Here is a 15229-nt window from a genome sequence, read left to right on the forward strand (position 1 = left end):
CAGGACAGATGTCCGAAATCGAATTCATCGGCTTCATTTCCAACAACAACTCGTCCGAGATCATCGTCCGCCAGGGGCCGGTGCTCGATCCCGTTCACATCGAGACGGTGGCCAAGGCGCATGAGAATGCCGGCTTCGACCGCGCCCTCCTGGCGTTCCACTCGACCTCGCCGGACAGTTTGCAGGTCGCCCAGCACGTGCTCGGCGTCACCTCGCGGCTCAACGTGCTGATCGCGCAGCGGCCGGGATTCACCTCGCCGACGCTGCTGGCGCGCCAGTTCGCGGTACTGGACCAGTTCTCCAAGGGGCGCGTCGCGCTGCACGTCATCACCGGCGGCAACGCCAATGAGCTGCGCCAGGACGGCAACACGCTCGACGACAAGAGCGAGCGCTACGCCCGGACCAGCGAGTTCCTCGACATCGTCCGCGCCGAATGGACCAGCGAGAAGCCGTTCAGCTACGCCGGCAAGTACTACCAGGTCGAGAACGCGTTCGCGCAGGTCAAGCCGTATCGCAAGGAGGGCATCCGGATCTATTTCGGCGGCGCCTCGGATGCGGCGATCGACGTCGCGGGCAAGCATGCCGACACCTATGCGCTGTGGGGCGAGTCCTACGCGCAGGTGCGCGAGCAGGTCGCCCGCGTCAGCGCGGCGGCGGCGAAGCACGGCCGTCCGGCGCCGCGCTTCTCGCTGTCGGTGCGGCCGATCCTCGCCGACACCGAGGAGAAGGCCTGGGCGAGGGCGCAGGACATCCTGGAGCGCGCCACCGCGCTGCAGGACCAGACCGGCTACCGCAAGCCGGCTGATGGCCACGCCACCGACGGCGCCAAGCGCCTGCTGGCGATCGCCGAGCAGGGCAAGCGCGTCGACAAGCGGCTGTGGACCGAGATCGCCAAGCTCACCGGCGCCAACAGCAACACCACGGCGCTGGTCGGCACGCCGGAGCAGGTCGCCGAGGTGTTCGGTGATTACTACGATCTCGGCATCAGCCATTTCCTGATCCGCGGCTTCGATCCGCTGATCGATGCCATCGATTACGGGCGCGCGCTGATCCCGGCGACGCGCGCGCTGATCGCGGGTCGCCAGCGTGCCAAGGGAGTGGCGGCGGAATGAAGCGCGTACTCATTGCCGCGGGCCTGCTGCTCGCATTCACTGCATCCGCGCTTGCGCAGGTCAGCTTGCGCGTCGGTGACCAGAAGGGCAATGCGCGCGCCGTCATGGAGGCGGCGGGCGTCCTCAAGGATGTGCCCTACACGATCGAGTGGAAGGAGTTCGTCGCCGCGGCGCCGCTGCTGGAGGCACTCAGCGCCGGCGCGATCGAGACCGGCCTCGTTGGCGATGCGCCCTTCACCTTCGCGGCGGCCTCCGGCGTGCCCGTGAAGGCGATCGCCGCGATACGCCAGACCCAGGAAGGGCTGGCGATGCTGGTGCCCGAGAACTCGGCCATCAAGAGCTTCGACGATCTCAAGGGCAAGAAGATCGCCACCGGCCGTGGCTCGATCGGACATCAGCTCGTTCTTGCCGCGCTGGAATCCCGGGGCTGGACCACCAATGACATCCAGCTCGTGTTCCTGCCGCCCTCCGATGCCAAGGTCGCCTACACCCAGGGCTCGGTCGACGCATGGTCGACGTGGGAGCCCTATGTCAGCCAGGAGGAGGTGCTGTTCAAGTCCCGCCGCGTCATCACCGGCGAGGGGCTGACGCCGGGCCTCAGCTTCCAGGTCGCCACCCCCACTGCGATCAAGGACAAGCGCGCTGCATTGGAGGATTTCGTCCAGCGCCTGACGGCCGCGCGCGCCTGGTCGCTCGGCAATGTCGAAAGCTACGCCGAGACCTGGGGCCGCCTGATGAACATTCCGCCCGCCGTGCCGCTCAATTGGCTGAAGCGCGCCAAGGTGCGCATCGTGCCGGTCGACGACGCCGTCGTCGCCGACGAGCAGAAGACCATCGACCTCTACACCCGCACCGGCCTCATCAAGGAGCGGCTCGATGCGACGGCGATCCTCGACCGGTCATTCACCGCGGCGATCGCAAAGGGTGCGGAGCTCTGAGCTGCCGTCCCGTACGCGCCATGGGCGCTGACGACCACGGTTTGCTCGCGGTGATCTTACGGTCAGCTTTCACAAGCTTCACGGCTGATGGTGCCATACCAGCACAGCCGTGAGGCGGCTCGTGCGCGGCGTCTTCGCCTTGGTCTCGAGTGTGCCGTCTTTGTCAGACTCTCCCCTGCAACGACCAGGCGCGCACAGGGCGGCCCGGTCGCCTGGCGGCCGGTCGAGCGATGGGCGCAAGGCCGAGCGGAGTCTGGCTGACCCCCTCAGCATCGTTAGGTGTCGGTTGCTGCAGCGCCCGCCGGATCTGGCCGAGCGGCAGGGGCTCAATTTGCCTCGTCGCGCAGATGATACCAGCGGTAGAGCATCCGCTGTCCGATGCGTCGGAATGGCGCGAACGGGTGCGTCGGCAACGGCGATGTGAAGATCGGCAGGTCCTGTCCCTTGAAGGATTGGCCGGCGATCATCTGCGCCATGCGACGGCCGGCCTGGGCCGAATAGGACACGCCGTTGCCGCCATAGCCGAGCGCATAGACCAGCTTCGCCTGGGGATCGGGGCGCACGATGCGCGGCATCATGTCGTGGCTGACATCGACCCAGCCCCACCAGGAGTAATCGATCTCGATGCCGGTGAGTGCGGGGAATTTGCGATGCAGGCCGTCGACCAGAAGCTGGAGGTGGCGGTCATGCGTGGCGTTGGCGCCGGTGATGGCGCTGCGGCTGCCGATCTGAACCCGGTCGTCCGGCAGCAGCCGGTAGTAGAAGCGCAAGGTGCGGGTGTCCGTGATGACCTGCCGCGTCTTGAAGCCGGTCGCCGCAAGTTCGGCCGCCGTGAGCGGGCGCGTGACCAGTGAGTTCGACAGGATCGGCATGCAGCGGCCGGACAATTCCGGCGTCAGCCCAAGCGAGGTATAGGCGCCGGTGGCGATGCCGACGCCGTTGACGCTGACGGCGCCGCCGGGCGTATGCAGCACGAATTTGCCGTTGCGCTGCGCGATGCGCGTCACCGGGCTCGCAGTATGAACCCGCACGCCGAGCGCGCGCGCCATCTGCAGATAGCCGAAGGCGAGCTTGGCCGGATGTACGCCGGTTCCGAGCGGCTCGTGCACCGCGCCGACGGCCTCGGCCTCGTTGACGAAGTCGCTCGCCAGTTCCTGGCGCGAGATGACGCGCGAGGCATAGCCGAACACGTCGTTGAGAACCTTCGATTCCGCCGCGATCTTGTCGAGATTGCGCTGGCGGTGAGCAATGTAGAGATGACCGCCGCGTTGCGGCTCGACATCGACAGGGCTCGATCGCACCAGCTCCTCGAAGGTCTCGAAACCCTCGGTGACCTCGGCATGCATGCGCTTGGCGACGTCGAGCCCCCAGCGCTTGATCCATTGCGAGCGGGTCAGCCGGCCCGAGGCATTCTGGGCCTGGCCGCCATTGCGCGTGCTGCAGCCCCAGGCCACGCGATTGGCTTCGAGCACGATCGCCTTGATGCCGTGCTCGCGCGCCAGGAAGATCGCGCAGGCGAGACCGGTGTAGCCCGAGCCGATGATGGCGACGTCGGCCGTCGTGTCGGTCGTGATCGGACCGTCGCTCTCCGGCGGCGTGCCGGCGGTGGCGATCCAGTAGGTCGGAGCGTAGTCGCGATTGCGACCGGGGCCGTCGGCGACCAGCGGGTCGTAGTGCGGGTCATAGGCGGCCGTTGGCAGGGCATGCATGTTCATCGCGCGGCACTCCCGCCCGCGGCCGGCTGCGGCGGCCGGTCCTTGCGGAAGGCGCTCTTGGTGCAGATCTTGTCGCCGCGGAAGCCGAACAGGTCGCAGCCCTGCACCTCGATGTGCCGGCCATCCGGCGCCGTCGCGCGGAAGATCCATTCGGACAGGCCCCGATCGCCGAACACCGCATGGCGCGTGCACTCCCAGCTGACGTCGGGCATGCCGCCCCAGGTCGCCTCGAACGCGGCGCGCACATCGGCCGCGCCGCTGATGCGCCGGCCGCAGCTGTCTGGGCCTGCGGCCGCGTCGAAGATGATGTCATCGGTCATGCAGGCCATCACGCCCGCGCCATCGTGTCGGTTGAAGGCGGCGAACAGCGTGGCGAGCAGTTCGCTGCGGACGGTTTCGAGATCGGCCATGTCATGTCCTCCGCGGCTGGAGCTTGGCTCGCATGTGCCATGCCGGCGGCTGGGGCCCTAGAACCAGAGCGGGCGAGCTCTGTAGCCAGAACTGGCCCGGTGGTCGGGCGCGGCTGGCCCTTTCACGACCATGGCGATCCTGCTGACTGGGCGCATGACGCCGCCTTTTTGTCCTTACATCACACCTTGACGATGGCCCTGCAGGAACTTGCCGTCGCGGTCCACGATATCGCCGCCACCTCGCTGCCGAGCGCCCCACTGGTGCTCGCCGCGGCGCTGTCGATCTTTGCAGCGGCGCTGGTGCGCGGCTTCACGGGCTTCGGTTTTGCGCTGACGGCCGTGCCGCTGCTCGGCCTGTTCATGCCGCCAACGCAGTCCGTGCCGGTTGCGGTCTGTCTGCAGCTTCTGATCGGGCTCGGCGATCTGCCGCGCGCCTCGCGTGTCTGCGACTGGTCCTCGCTGCGCTGGCTGATCCTCGGAGGCATAATCGGCTCGCCAGTCGGCGCGCTGGTGCTCAGCGTGGTCTCGGCGTCGGCGGCACGCCTCCTGATTGCCCTGATCACGGTCGGCGCGGTCGTGCTGCTGAATACGGGGTTTCGTTTGACGGCCGCGCCGGCGCGCTGGATCACGGCGCTGGTCGGTCTCACCGCCGGTTTGTTCAATGGCCTTGCGGGCATGCCCGGACCGCCGGTGATCGTCTACTACAATTCGGGCGCATTCGGCCGGATTGCCGCGCGTGCCTCAATGATGGTGTTCTTCCTGGTCTCCTCGATCGTCGGCACGGCCAGCCTGGCGTGGTTCGATCTGCTCGATCTGCATATCGCGGTGCTGACTGCGCTCGGCATCCCGGTGATGCTGGTCGGCACCTGGCTCGGCGATCTCGGCTTTCATCGCGGCAGCGACACGCTGCATCGCCGGGTCTCGATGGCGAGTCTCGCGGTGGTCGCACTCGGCAGTGCACTCAAGGGGCTGAGCGACCTGCTGTAGCCGCTCAGGTGGTTTGCGACGATGTATACTGGGCGAAGATCTGGCCGAGCTTGGCGATCCCCGGCGCGATCCGGTCGGTGCGGATCGAGGAGAAGCCGAGACGGAAGCAGTTGCGTGTCGCCTCCGGGTTGATCGAGAACACGTCGCCGGGCTCGATGACCACGCCTTCGGCGCGCGCCACCTCCGACAGCCGCACCGCATCCGTTCCCGCAGGGCAGGTGATCCAGTAGCTGGTGCTGCCCGGTCCGCGCGACCAGCTGCAGCCCGGCAGCGCTTGCGGCAGCAGCGAATCGAGCAGGGTGGCGCGTTCCAGCAGCACGCGGCCGACCTGCTGCAGATGCGAGCGGTAGTGTCCGAGGCCGATGAACAAGGCCGCGACGCGCTGGTTGTTCAGCGGCGGATGGCGCAGCATCAGCCGGCGCAGCGCGCGCAACTCGCGGATGACGGGCGCTGGCGCCACGACGTAGCCGAGCCGCAGTCCGGGCGCCAAGGCCTTCGACAGGCTGCCGACATAGAGCACGCTCTGGTCGCGATCCAGGCTCATCAGCGGCGGCAGGCTGCTGCCCTCCGGCATCAGCTCGCTCTCATAATCATCCTCGATCAGGACGATGTCGCGCTCGCGCGCGACCTTGAGAATCTCCTCGCGCCGTGTCCGCGACATCGCCGTCGTGGTCGGGCACTGGTGGCTCGCGGTGACATAGGCCAGCGCGCAGCGCGCGAACGCGTCGTCAGGCACCAGGCCCTGATCGTCGAGCCGAAGCGGCACGACCCGCGATGTCATCATGCCGAAGATGTTGCGCGCGTCCGGATAGCCGGGGTCTTCGATGCCGATCGGGGTGTCGGGCTGCAGAAACAGCTTCGCAATCAAATACAGGGCGTGCTGTGCTCCGATCGTGAGCATGATCTCGTCGGCGCGGGCGCGAATGCCGCGGCGCGGCAACACCTGCCGCTGCAATTGTTCGATCAGCGCCGGATCGTCGCCGTCGATCATATCGCGCGCCCAGTTGTTGATCTCGGGCACGCTGAGCGCCGCGCGCGCGCTTTCACGCCAGTCGTTGGTCGGAAACAGGCTCGGGTCGAACTGACCGAAGATGAAGGGATAGGGATAGGTCTGCCAGTCGAGCGGCTTCACGATGTTGCGCAACGCCGACGGCTGCAGCGCGAACCGCTCGGTCCAGCGGCGGCTGTAGACCTCCGTCGCGGGCTGCTGGGCTTCGCCGATATGCTTGGGCAGGCCGGCCACGAAGTAGCCGCTGCGTTCGCGCGAGACCAGGAAGTTCTGATCGACGAGCTGCTCATAGGCGATGACGATGGTATTGCGGGACACCTTGAGCAGCGCGGCGAGATCGCGGCTGGACGGCATGCGAACGCCGAGCGGCAGACGACCATCCTCGATCGCTGTTACGATCAGTTGTCGGATCTGAAGTTGCAGGAAGGTGCCGCCGCGGTCCAGGCCGTCGAACAGTGAGACCCAGAACAGGAGGTCGTGAATCGGAACTGTTGGCCGGTCCGCTTCGGATCGCAGCAAGGGCGCGAATTTTGCCATCGAGGTATTTGGTCCCAACCCTGTGAGCTGCTGAAATTAAAGCAAAAACCGCGCCATGGCGGAAAGTCTGCGGCCCCGTTTCGCATGGGCTGGCTCCATTTGTGCATGGCATCTGGCGCTGGCCTGGACTCGTCCGACACCGCAGGTTTCAACAGATGGCTCTTGGTCAAACGGGTCCTGGTCAAACGGGTCCTGGGAAGTTGAAGGAGTTCGCGGTGAGCTCAGATACCGTCGTCTACGTCGCCCGCAGAATCGTGACGATGAATCCGTCGCGACCCCATGCGACGCACGTTGCGGTGCGAGAGGGGCGGATCGTCGCGGCCGGCAGTGAAGCTGAGATCGCTCAGTTCGTCCCGCAGGGCGGGATCGACATGCGCTTCCGCGACAAGGTGCTGCTACCAGGGTTCGTCGAAGGTCATAGCCACATCATGGAAGGCATGATGTGGTCGCTGCCCTATGTCGGCGCGTTCGAACGGCGCTCGCCGGAGGGCAGGGCGGTGGCCGGCGTGCCTGATATCGATGCGATCGTCGCACGGCTCCGCGAGGCCGAAGCCGCGATGACCGATCCGAACGCGACGCTGTTCGCTTGGGGTTTTGATCCGCTGCATATCGGCGGCGAGAAGCTGACGCGCGAAGCGCTGGACCGGGTCTCGACGACGCGGCCCATCATGGTGATCCACGCCAGCTTCCACATCAGCGTGGTCAACACGCTGGTGCTAGAGCGCACGCAGCTCCTGCATGCCACCGACATCTCCGGTGTCGTCGCCGGAGCCGACGGCCTAGCCAGCGGCGAGCTGCAAGGCATCGCGGCCCGGCTGCGGGCGTTCCGTCTGGTGGGCAATCCGCTGTCGGAGCTGCTGACGATGTCCGACGTGCAGCGCTATGCGTCGTCGGCCTGCGTGCAGGGCGTCACCACGATCACCGATCTGCACAACGATCTCACCGAGAACACGCTCGATCTCTACCGCGCGGCGACGCAGCAGGCGGAGTTCGGCGTGCGCCTGGTGGCGGCGCTGGCCTCGGCGACGCATCCTCCGGACAAGGCGATCGAGAAGATTGTTGGCTTGCGCGAGTCCGGCAACGACAAGCTGCATTACGGCATCGTCAAGCTGGTCGTCGACGGCTCGATCCAGGGTTTTACGGCGCGCTTGCGCTGGCCCGGTTATCACAACGGCGCGCCGAACGGCCTGTGGTACATCGCGCCGGAAGAGCTGCCGCGGCTGGTCGATTTGTACCACAGGGCGGGCATCCAGCTTCACATCCACACCAATGGCGATGAAGCGACCGAGCTTGCGCTTGACGCCGTGGAGAAGGCGCAGACCGCTCACCCGCGGCCGGATCATCGCCACACCCTGCAGCACTGCCAGATGGCCGACGCGGCGCAATTCCGCCGCATGAAGGCGCTCGGCATGTGCGTCAACCTGTTTGCCAATCATGTCTTCTACTGGGGCGATTCCCACTACGAGCTTACGATGGGACCGGAGCGGGCGAACCGCCTCGATGCGACCGGCACGGCGCAGCGGATCGGCGTTCCCTTCTCGATCCACTCCGATGCGCCGGTCACGCCGCTGTCGCCGCTGTTCACCGCGTGGTGCGCCGTGAACCGCGTAACCTCGTCGGGCCGCAAGCTCGGAGCGGAGACCGAGGCGCTGAGCGTGGAGCAGGCGCTGAACGCCATCACGATCGGTGCGGCCTATACGCTCAAGCTCGACCATCTCATCGGCAGCATCGAGGCCGGCAAGTATGCTGACTTCGCGGTCCTCGAGCAGGATCCATTGACGGTCGCGCCGGAGAACCTGAAGGACGTCGCGGTCTGGGGCACGGTGGTCGGCGGCGTCGTCAAGGAGGCGCCGCGCACATGACGGCATCAGCGCCCATTCCGTTCACCGTGATCGGCGGCTTTCTCGGCGCCGGCAAGACCACGCTGCTCAACAGGCTGCTGTCCGCAAGCACGGAGCGTTGCGCGGTGCTGGTGAACGATTTCGGCGAGATCAACGTCGATGCGGCTTTGATCCGCAGCCACGACGGCACGACGATGTCGCTCACCAATGGCTGCGTCTGCTGCAGCATCGGGACGGGCTTTCTCGACACGCTGGCGCGGCTGCTCGACGATGTCGGGCGCTTCGATCGCGTCGTGATCGAAGCCAGCGGCGTCGGCGATCCCTGGCGTATCGCCGAGATCGCGCTGGTCGAGCCGTCGCTGCGGCTCGACGGCGTCGTCGTGCTGGCCGATGCGACCCGCATCGCGACACAGTGCGAGGACCGGCACATCGGCGAGACCATCCGCAACCAGTTCGCCAGATGCGACGTCGTGCTGCTCAGCAAATGCGACCTCGCCAGCGACAGCCAGCGCGAGGCCGCGTGCGCCGTCATCGGCGCCACCCGGCCGGATGTGCCGATCGAGCCATTGTCGGCGCTCACTCCTGCGCATCAGGCCGTTTTCGGACGGGGGCGGCTCGCACGTTTCCGCGCCGAGCCGGTCGCGGAGACGGCCGACCACGAGAGCGATTTCCGTCGCTGGACCTATCGGCGCGCCGGCCGTTTCGATCGCGGCAGGCTGGCGGCCGCGGTGCATGACCTGCCGGGCCAGTTGCTGCGGCTGAAGGGAATTTGCCGGGTCGACGGCGACGACCGGGCGCAGGTGTTCCAGCTGGTGTCGCGCAACTGGTCGCTGACGCCCGCAGACGATGCTGCGTCGGATGTGGCTGAGACGATCACGCTGGCTGGCGTGGGTACCGCGAATTTGCCATCGGATCACGAACTCGACGCGATCCTCGACCGCGCCCTGACCGCTGCGGCGTGACGCGATGACAGCAGAGCACATCGGACCACCAAGCGACTTTCTCATCATCCACCCTGTCGTGAATCAGGAAGCGGGATAGCCATGTTGATCAGACGACATTTCGTGCTCGGAGCTCTCGGTCTCATCACAGCCACGGTCGCTTCGCCTGCGGCACAGGCGCAATCATCCAGCGCCAATACGCTGGTGGTCGCGACGACGCAGGTGCCGCGGCATTTCAACGGCGCCGTGCAGTCGGGCATGGCGACGGCGATGCCGACCGCGCAGATCTTCGCCAGCCCTCTGCGCTATGACGACAAATGGAATCCGCAGCCCTATTTGGCGCAGTCGTGGGAGGTCGCGCCTGACGGACTGTCCGTCACGCTGCATCTGGTGAAGGATGCCGTCTTCCATGACGGCCACCCCGTGACGTCGGAGGACGTTGCCTTCTCGATCATGGCGATCAAGGCCAATCATCCGTTCCAGACGATGCTGGCGGCGGTCGACAAGGTCGAGACGCCCGATCCCGCGACCGCGATCCTTCGCCTGAAGAACCCGAGCCCGTCGCTGCTCCTGGCGATGTCGCCGGCGCTGATGCCGATCCTGCCCAAGCACATCTATGGCGATGGCCAGGACCTCAAGACCCACCCGGCCAATCTGAAGCCGATCGGCTCCGGGCCGTTCAAGTTGACCGAATACAAGCAGGGCGAATACTACACGCTGGAGAAGTTCGACAAGTTCTTCATCCCCGGCCGGCCCAAGCTCGACAAGATCGTGGTCAGACTGGTGTCGGATCAGAACGCGGCCGTGGTCTCGCTGGAGCGCGGCGACTTCAGCGCGTTTCCCTTCATCGCCGGCGCCCGCGACATCGATCGGCTGCAGAAGTCACCCAACCTGGTCGTGACCGACAAGGGCATGGCCGGCGTCGGCCCGCTCAACTGGCTCGCATTCAACACAAAGAAGAAGCCGCTCGACGACGTCCGCGTGCGCCAGGCCATCGCCTATGCGGCCAACCGCGACTTCATCGTCTCCAAGCTGATGGGCGGCAAGGCGACGCCGGCGCTGGGGCCGATCGCGCCGGATTCGCCGCTCGCCGAAGCGGCCGTCGAACCCTACAAGGTCGACTACGCCAAATCGGCGGCGTTGCTGGATGCCGCCGGCTACGCCAAGGGGGCGGACGGCTCGCGTTTCTCGCTGACCATCGACTACATTCCGGGCGGCGACGAGCAGCAGCGCAACGTCGCCGAGTACATGCGCTCGCAGCTCAAGCGGGTCGGCATCAATCTCGAAGTGCGCGCCGCGCCGGATTTCCCGACCTGGGCGCAGCGCGTCTCGAACTTCGACTTCGACCTGACCATGGACACCGTCTACAACTGGGGCGACCCGGTGATCGGCGTCAACCGCACCTATCTGACGTCGAACATCCGCAAGGGCATCATCTGGTCGAACACGCAGCAATACTCCAATCCGAAGGTGGATGAGCTGTTGCAGGCGGCGGCGGTCGAAACCTCACCCGAGAAGCGCAAGGCGCTGTACTCGGAGTTCCAGAAGATCGTCGTCTCGGATGTGCCGATCTACTTCATCAATGTCAGCCCGTACTACAATGCGTTCGCCAAGGGGCTCGGCAATCTCCCGAACTCGATCTGGGGCATGATGTCGCCGCTCGACGAGCTGTACTGGGAAACGCCGCCGAAGACCTGAGGCGGGTCTGACATCGGTTCGCGAGAGCCACGAGGAGACGTGTTGCATCATGGCATTCGCCACCCATCTGGCCCGGCGGATCATCAATGCGGTCGCCCTGCTGATCGCCGTGCTGGTGCTCAACTTCTGCCTGATCCACCTTGCTCCCGGCGATCCCGTCCAGGTGATCGCCGGCGAGATGGGCGGCGCGTCGGCCGACGTCGTTGCGGCGCTGCGCGCCAAATACGGCCTCGACCAGAGCCTGTTGCAGCAGCTCTCGATCTATCTCGGCAATGTCGCGATGGGCGACTTCGGCTACTCCTACTACTTCAACCAGCCCGTGCTCGGCCTGATCCTGCAGCGGCTGCCGGCGACGCTGTATCTGACCTTGTGCGCACTGTCCGCGGCGCTCGCGATCGGGACCTTGCTTGGTGTGGTCAGCGCCCGGAGGCCGAACGGCCTGTTCAGCCACGCGGTCACGGTGGTCTCGCTGGCCGGCTACGCAGCGCCGATCTTCTGGACCGGGCTGCTGTTGTTGTTGCTGTTCGGCTCGGTCTGGCCGATCCTCCCCGTCGTCGGCATGGCCGACGTGGTGAATCCGAGGTATGGGTTCGCCTATGTGCTCGACGTCGCCCGGCACCTCGTGCTGCCGTCGCTGACGCTCGCGCTCGTGTTCATCGCGCAATATAGCCGGCTGGCGCGCGTCAACATGATCGAGGCGCTGTCGGCCGACTATGTCAGAACCGCCCGCGCCAAGGGTCTGCCGGAGTGGCTGGTGGTCGGCAAACACGCGCTGCGCAACACGCTGATCCCGATCGTGACCGTCGCCGGCCATCAGTTCGGCAATCTGTTCGCCGGCGCCGTGCTGGTCGAGACCGTGTTCAGCTGGCCCGGCATGGGCCGGCTGGTGTTCGATTCCATTCTGCGGCGCGACTATCCGACCTTGATGGCCGTGCTGTTCTTCTCTGCGCTGATGGTGATGACCGCCAATATCCTGACCGATATGGTCTACCGCCTCGTTGACCCGCGAATCCGGACGGGGCGGCGATGACGGTGATCGAGAGCACCGCGCCGCTGCCGACGTCGCCGGCCGATCTGCCCGTGCGGGCCGCCGCGTCGCCGGGGCGCCTGGCGCTACGGCAATTCATGAAGAGCCCGTCCGGCGTCGCCGGCGCGTGTCTGCTGATCCTGATCATTGTGGTGGCCGTGGTCGGGCCATCGCTCTATCCGGTGGATCCGCTCGATCTCGTCGGCGCGCCGTTCATGCCGCCCGATGCCGATGCCTGGTTCGGCACCGACTATCTCGGCCGCGACGTGCTGGCCGGACTGATTTACGGCGGTCGCGCCACGCTCGCGGTCGGCGCCGTCGCCGCGCTCATCACGATCGCGATCGGCCTCGTCATCGGCGCGGTCGGCGGCTACTTCGGCGGCGCGATCGATGCCATCATGGTCAAGATCACCGAGTTCTTCCAGATCCTGCCGCCATTGCTGTTCGCGATGGTGCTGGTGACGCTGTTCGGGCCGAGGCTGACCACCATCACGCTCGCGATCGGCGGCGTCAGCTGGACCTCGGTGGCGCGGCTGACGCGGGCGGAATTCATGCGACTGCGCGATCTCGATTTCGTCAAGGCATCGCGCGCGGCGGGCGCCTCCAACGCGAACCTGATCCTGCGCGTGCTGCTGCCGAACGCGCTGCCCGCGGTGATCGTGTCGGCGACGCTGGCGATCGGCGTCGCGATCCTGTTCGAGGGCGGCCTGAGCTTCCTGGGCCTGGGCGATCCGAACGTCATGAGCTGGGGACTGATGCTGGGCCAGAACCGCAACTACATTCTCGACGCCTGGTGGGCGGTGATGTTCCCGGGAGCGGCGATCTTCCTCGCGGTGCTCGCGATCAGCCTGGTCGGCGACGGCCTCAACGACGCGATCAACCCGCGTCTGCGGCGGAGGTCGTGATGGGTGCGCTGCTCGAAGTCGATGATCTCAACGTCAGCATGCGCAACGGGGCCGGCCGCCTCGTCCCCGTGATCGAGAACCTGTCGTTCACGGTCGCGCTGGGGCAGACCCTGGCGCTGGTCGGCGAATCCGGCTGCGGCAAGAGCATGACGGCGCTGGCGCTGATGCGGCTGCTGCCGGAGGATTTCGTCATTACCTCGGGCCGCATCATGCTGGAGGGCAGGGATCTGCTGGCTCTGGCGCCGAAGGAGATGCGGAGCCTGCGCGGCAGCGCCATGTCGATGATCTTCCAGGAGCCGATGACCGCGCTCAATCCGCTGTTCACGGTCGGCGACCAGATCGGCGAGGTGTTGCGCTGGCACGAGGGGCTCGATCGCGCCGCCGGGCGCAAGCGTGCCATCGAACTCTTGCGCGCGGTGCAGATTCCGGCCGCAGAGCAGCGGGTCGACGCCTATCCGCACCAGCTGTCGGGAGGCATGCGCCAGCGCGTGATGATCGCGATGGCGCTGGCCGGGCGGCCGAAGCTGCTGATCGCCGACGAGCCGACCACCGCGCTCGACGTGACCGTGCAGGCACAGATTTTCGATCTGCTGGCCGAGCTGCAGCGTAGCACCGGGACGGCGATCCTGCTGATCACCCACGATCTCGGCGCGGTCGCCGAGCTCGCCGACGAGATGCTCGTGCTCTATGCCGGACGCTGCATCGAGGCGGGGGCGTCGGATGCAATCGTGGCGGCGCCGCGTCATCCCTATACGCGGGGCCTGCTCAATTGCGTGCCGCACCTCGCGATTGGAGAGCCGCCGCGGCCCTGGGTCGATCTCGGCGAGATCCCCGGCATGGTGCCGCCGCTCGGCGCGCGCGGCGCCGATTGCGCATTCCTTGCAAGATGCGCGCAGGCTTGCGACGTCTGCCGCGCGAAGCCGCAGCCCGCGCTCGAGCCGATTGCGGCGGATCACGCCGTGTCCTGCTGGCGCAAGACGGAGCTCGCGGCATGAGCATGGCCGAAGCGATCCGCGGCACAGGCCCCCGCGAGGTGCTGCTCGACGTCAACGACCTCGTCGTGCACTTTCCGGCCGGCCGTCGCAACGGTAAGCCGTCATTCGTGCACGCGGTCGACGGCGTCAGCTTTCGCGTTCGTCGCGGCACCACCTTCGGCATCGTCGGCGAGAGCGGCTCGGGCAAGTCGACCACCGCGCAGGCCGTGATGCGGCTGGTGCCGGCGACATCCGGCCAGATCGTGTTCGGCAATCGCGACATCGCCGGCCTCACCGGCCGGCCCTTGCGCGAGGTGCGGCGGCATCTGCAGATCGTGTTCCAAGACCCGTTCTCGGCGCTCAATCCGCGCCGACGTGCGGGCGACCAGATCCGCGAGCCGCTCGACCTGCTCGGGATCGGCACGCGGAGCGAGCGCGACGAGCGGGTGCGCAGGCTGCTGGCCGAAGTCGGCCTGCCGCCGCAGGCCGCCGACCTGTATCCGCACCAGTTCTCCGGCGGCCAGCGTCAGCGGCTGTGCATCGCGCGGGCGATGGCGCCTGAACCCGATCTGATCGTCTGCGACGAAGCGGTGTCCGCGCTCGACGTGGCGATCCAGGCTCAGATCCTCAATCTGTTAAAACGGCTGCAGCGCGAGCGCGATCTCACCTACATCTTCATCTCGCACGATCTCGGCGTGATCCAGAAATTCTGCGACGAGGTCGCGGTGATGTATCTCGGCAAGATCGTCGAGCAGGCGCCGGCCGCCGACATCTTCGCCGCGCCCCGTCATCCCTACACCTGGTCGCTGATCGCCGCCGCCGCGCCGCCCGGACCGCTGCGCGATGATCTCAAGCGCCGTTATCTGGTCAAGGGCGATCCGCCGAGCCCGGTCGATCCGCCGCCCGGCTGTCGCTTCGCGCAGCGCTGTCCGGCCGCGATCGATGTCTGCTCGCAGCGTCTCCCGGTGCTGGACGCGATGGGACCACACCATTATGTCGCGTGTCATCGTGCCGCCGAACTGGCTTGATGCGGACGCACTGCGAGAGCGTCATGCCGTGCATGTGCTCCGACCGCGGCATATGCAGCCGGCATGTCGTGCTGACGCTGCGATCAGCGCGTTGCAGATGGAAAAGC

Annotated in this window: 13 protein-coding genes; 10 read left to right on the forward strand and 3 right to left on the reverse strand. The window is 66.7% G+C overall.

The genetic code is table 11. The annotated features are described in order from the left end of the window. Positions 1-8: 8 nt before the first annotated feature. Together ACQR1Y_RS14410 and ACQR1Y_RS14415 are read left to right on the forward strand one after the other, a co-directional pair. On the forward strand, positions 9-1112 hold the full coding sequence (locus ACQR1Y_RS14410; RefSeq protein WP_434857407.1) for an LLM class flavin-dependent oxidoreductase: 1104 nt from the start codon (positions 9-11) through the stop codon (positions 1110-1112). Continuing rightward, on the forward strand, positions 1109-2050 hold the full coding sequence (locus ACQR1Y_RS14415; RefSeq protein WP_434875640.1) for an ABC transporter substrate-binding protein: 942 nt from the start codon (positions 1109-1111) through the stop codon (positions 2048-2050). The genes ACQR1Y_RS14410 and ACQR1Y_RS14415 overlap by 4 nt, the downstream gene beginning before the upstream one ends. A 326-nt stretch (positions 2051-2376) precedes the next feature. Here ACQR1Y_RS14415 and ACQR1Y_RS14420 read toward each other — a convergent pair whose 3' ends face one another. Together ACQR1Y_RS14420 and ACQR1Y_RS14425 are read right to left on the reverse strand one after the other, a co-directional pair. After that, positions 2377-3765, reverse strand: coding sequence for an NAD(P)/FAD-dependent oxidoreductase (locus tag ACQR1Y_RS14420; protein WP_434875641.1), 1389 nt, complete (start codon positions 3763-3765; stop codon positions 2377-2379). Then, the gene (locus tag ACQR1Y_RS14425) at positions 3762-4175 is read right to left on the reverse strand and encodes a nuclear transport factor 2 family protein (protein ID WP_434875642.1); all 414 of its coding nucleotides are present in this window, start codon (positions 4173-4175) and stop codon (positions 3762-3764) included. Before ACQR1Y_RS14425 ends, ACQR1Y_RS14420 begins: the two co-directional genes overlap by 4 nt. Before the next feature lie 192 nt (positions 4176-4367). On the opposite strand from ACQR1Y_RS14425, the gene ACQR1Y_RS14430 reads away from it, so the two are divergent. Continuing rightward, positions 4368-5162 carry a sulfite exporter TauE/SafE family protein gene (locus ACQR1Y_RS14430; protein ID WP_434875643.1) on the forward strand — a complete coding sequence of 265 codons (795 nt, stop codon included), beginning with the start codon at positions 4368-4370 and terminating at the stop codon, positions 5160-5162. A 4-nt stretch (positions 5163-5166) separates the two neighbouring features. Here ACQR1Y_RS14430 and ACQR1Y_RS14435 read toward each other — a convergent pair whose 3' ends face one another. After that, entirely contained in the window at positions 5167-6708 is a 1542-nt protein-coding gene (locus tag ACQR1Y_RS14435; RefSeq protein ID WP_434875644.1) for a PLP-dependent aminotransferase family protein, read from the reverse strand. Between the two features lie 215 nt (positions 6709-6923). On the opposite strand from ACQR1Y_RS14435, the gene ACQR1Y_RS14440 reads away from it, so the two are divergent. The 7 genes from ACQR1Y_RS14440 (at position 6924) to ACQR1Y_RS14470 (ending at position 15122) form a co-directional block, all read left to right on the forward strand. Then, positions 6924-8570 (forward strand): amidohydrolase, encoded by a 1647-nt coding sequence (locus tag ACQR1Y_RS14440; protein WP_434875645.1) that lies wholly within the window; start codon positions 6924-6926, stop codon positions 8568-8570. Next, complete coding sequence (locus ACQR1Y_RS14445; RefSeq protein WP_434875646.1) at positions 8567-9511, forward strand: CobW family GTP-binding protein; 945 nt, start codon at positions 8567-8569, stop codon at positions 9509-9511. The genes ACQR1Y_RS14440 and ACQR1Y_RS14445 overlap by 4 nt, the downstream gene beginning before the upstream one ends. Before the next feature lie 81 nt (positions 9512-9592). Next, the gene (locus ACQR1Y_RS14450) at positions 9593-11188 is read left to right on the forward strand and encodes an ABC transporter substrate-binding protein (protein ID WP_434875647.1); all 1596 of its coding nucleotides are present in this window, start codon (positions 9593-9595) and stop codon (positions 11186-11188) included. A 49-nt stretch (positions 11189-11237) separates the two neighbouring features. Then, entirely contained in the window at positions 11238-12218 is a 981-nt protein-coding gene (locus ACQR1Y_RS14455; protein ID WP_434875648.1) for an ABC transporter permease, read from the forward strand. Continuing rightward, complete coding sequence (locus tag ACQR1Y_RS14460; protein WP_434875649.1) at positions 12215-13120, forward strand: ABC transporter permease; 906 nt, start codon at positions 12215-12217, stop codon at positions 13118-13120. Before ACQR1Y_RS14455 ends, ACQR1Y_RS14460 begins: the two co-directional genes overlap by 4 nt. Next, the gene (locus tag ACQR1Y_RS14465) at positions 13120-14115 is read left to right on the forward strand and encodes an ABC transporter ATP-binding protein (protein WP_434875650.1); all 996 of its coding nucleotides are present in this window, start codon (positions 13120-13122) and stop codon (positions 14113-14115) included. The genes ACQR1Y_RS14460 and ACQR1Y_RS14465 overlap by 1 nt, the downstream gene beginning before the upstream one ends. Then, a complete protein-coding gene (locus ACQR1Y_RS14470) occupies positions 14112-15122 on the forward strand; it encodes an ABC transporter ATP-binding protein (protein WP_434875651.1) in 1011 nt (336 codons plus the stop codon). Before ACQR1Y_RS14465 ends, ACQR1Y_RS14470 begins: the two co-directional genes overlap by 4 nt. The last annotated feature ends 107 nt before the right edge of the window (positions 15123-15229 follow it).

Origin of the sequence: Bradyrhizobium sp. HKCCYLRH3099, assembly GCF_051167855.1 — a bacterium.
GTDB lineage: Bacteria > Pseudomonadota > Alphaproteobacteria > Rhizobiales > Xanthobacteraceae > Bradyrhizobium.

Coding starts and splice junctions, on each gene's coding strand:
- ACQR1Y_RS14455 (WP_434875648.1), top strand. CDS start 11,238: ATGGCATTCGCCACCCATCTGGCCCGGCGGATCATCAATGCGGTCGCC.
- ACQR1Y_RS14450 (WP_434875647.1), top strand. CDS start 9,593: ATGTTGATCAGACGACATTTCGTGCTCGGAGCTCTCGGTCTCATCACA.
- ACQR1Y_RS14445 (WP_434875646.1), top strand. CDS start 8,567: ATGACGGCATCAGCGCCCATTCCGTTCACCGTGATCGGCGGCTTTCTC.
- ACQR1Y_RS14410 (WP_434857407.1), top strand. CDS start 9: ATGTCCGAAATCGAATTCATCGGCTTCATTTCCAACAACAACTCGTCC.
- ACQR1Y_RS14425 (WP_434875642.1), bottom strand. CDS start 4,175: ATGGCCGATCTCGAAACCGTCCGCAGCGAACTGCTCGCCACGCTGTTC.
- ACQR1Y_RS14465 (WP_434875650.1), top strand. CDS start 13,120: ATGGGTGCGCTGCTCGAAGTCGATGATCTCAACGTCAGCATGCGCAAC.
- ACQR1Y_RS14435 (WP_434875644.1), bottom strand. CDS start 6,708: ATGGCAAAATTCGCGCCCTTGCTGCGATCCGAAGCGGACCGGCCAACA.
- ACQR1Y_RS14470 (WP_434875651.1), top strand. CDS start 14,112: ATGAGCATGGCCGAAGCGATCCGCGGCACAGGCCCCCGCGAGGTGCTG.
- ACQR1Y_RS14430 (WP_434875643.1), top strand. CDS start 4,368: ATGGCCCTGCAGGAACTTGCCGTCGCGGTCCACGATATCGCCGCCACC.
- ACQR1Y_RS14420 (WP_434875641.1), bottom strand. CDS start 3,765: ATGAACATGCATGCCCTGCCAACGGCCGCCTATGACCCGCACTACGAC.
- ACQR1Y_RS14415 (WP_434875640.1), top strand. CDS start 1,109: ATGAAGCGCGTACTCATTGCCGCGGGCCTGCTGCTCGCATTCACTGCA.
- ACQR1Y_RS14460 (WP_434875649.1), top strand. CDS start 12,215: ATGACGGTGATCGAGAGCACCGCGCCGCTGCCGACGTCGCCGGCCGAT.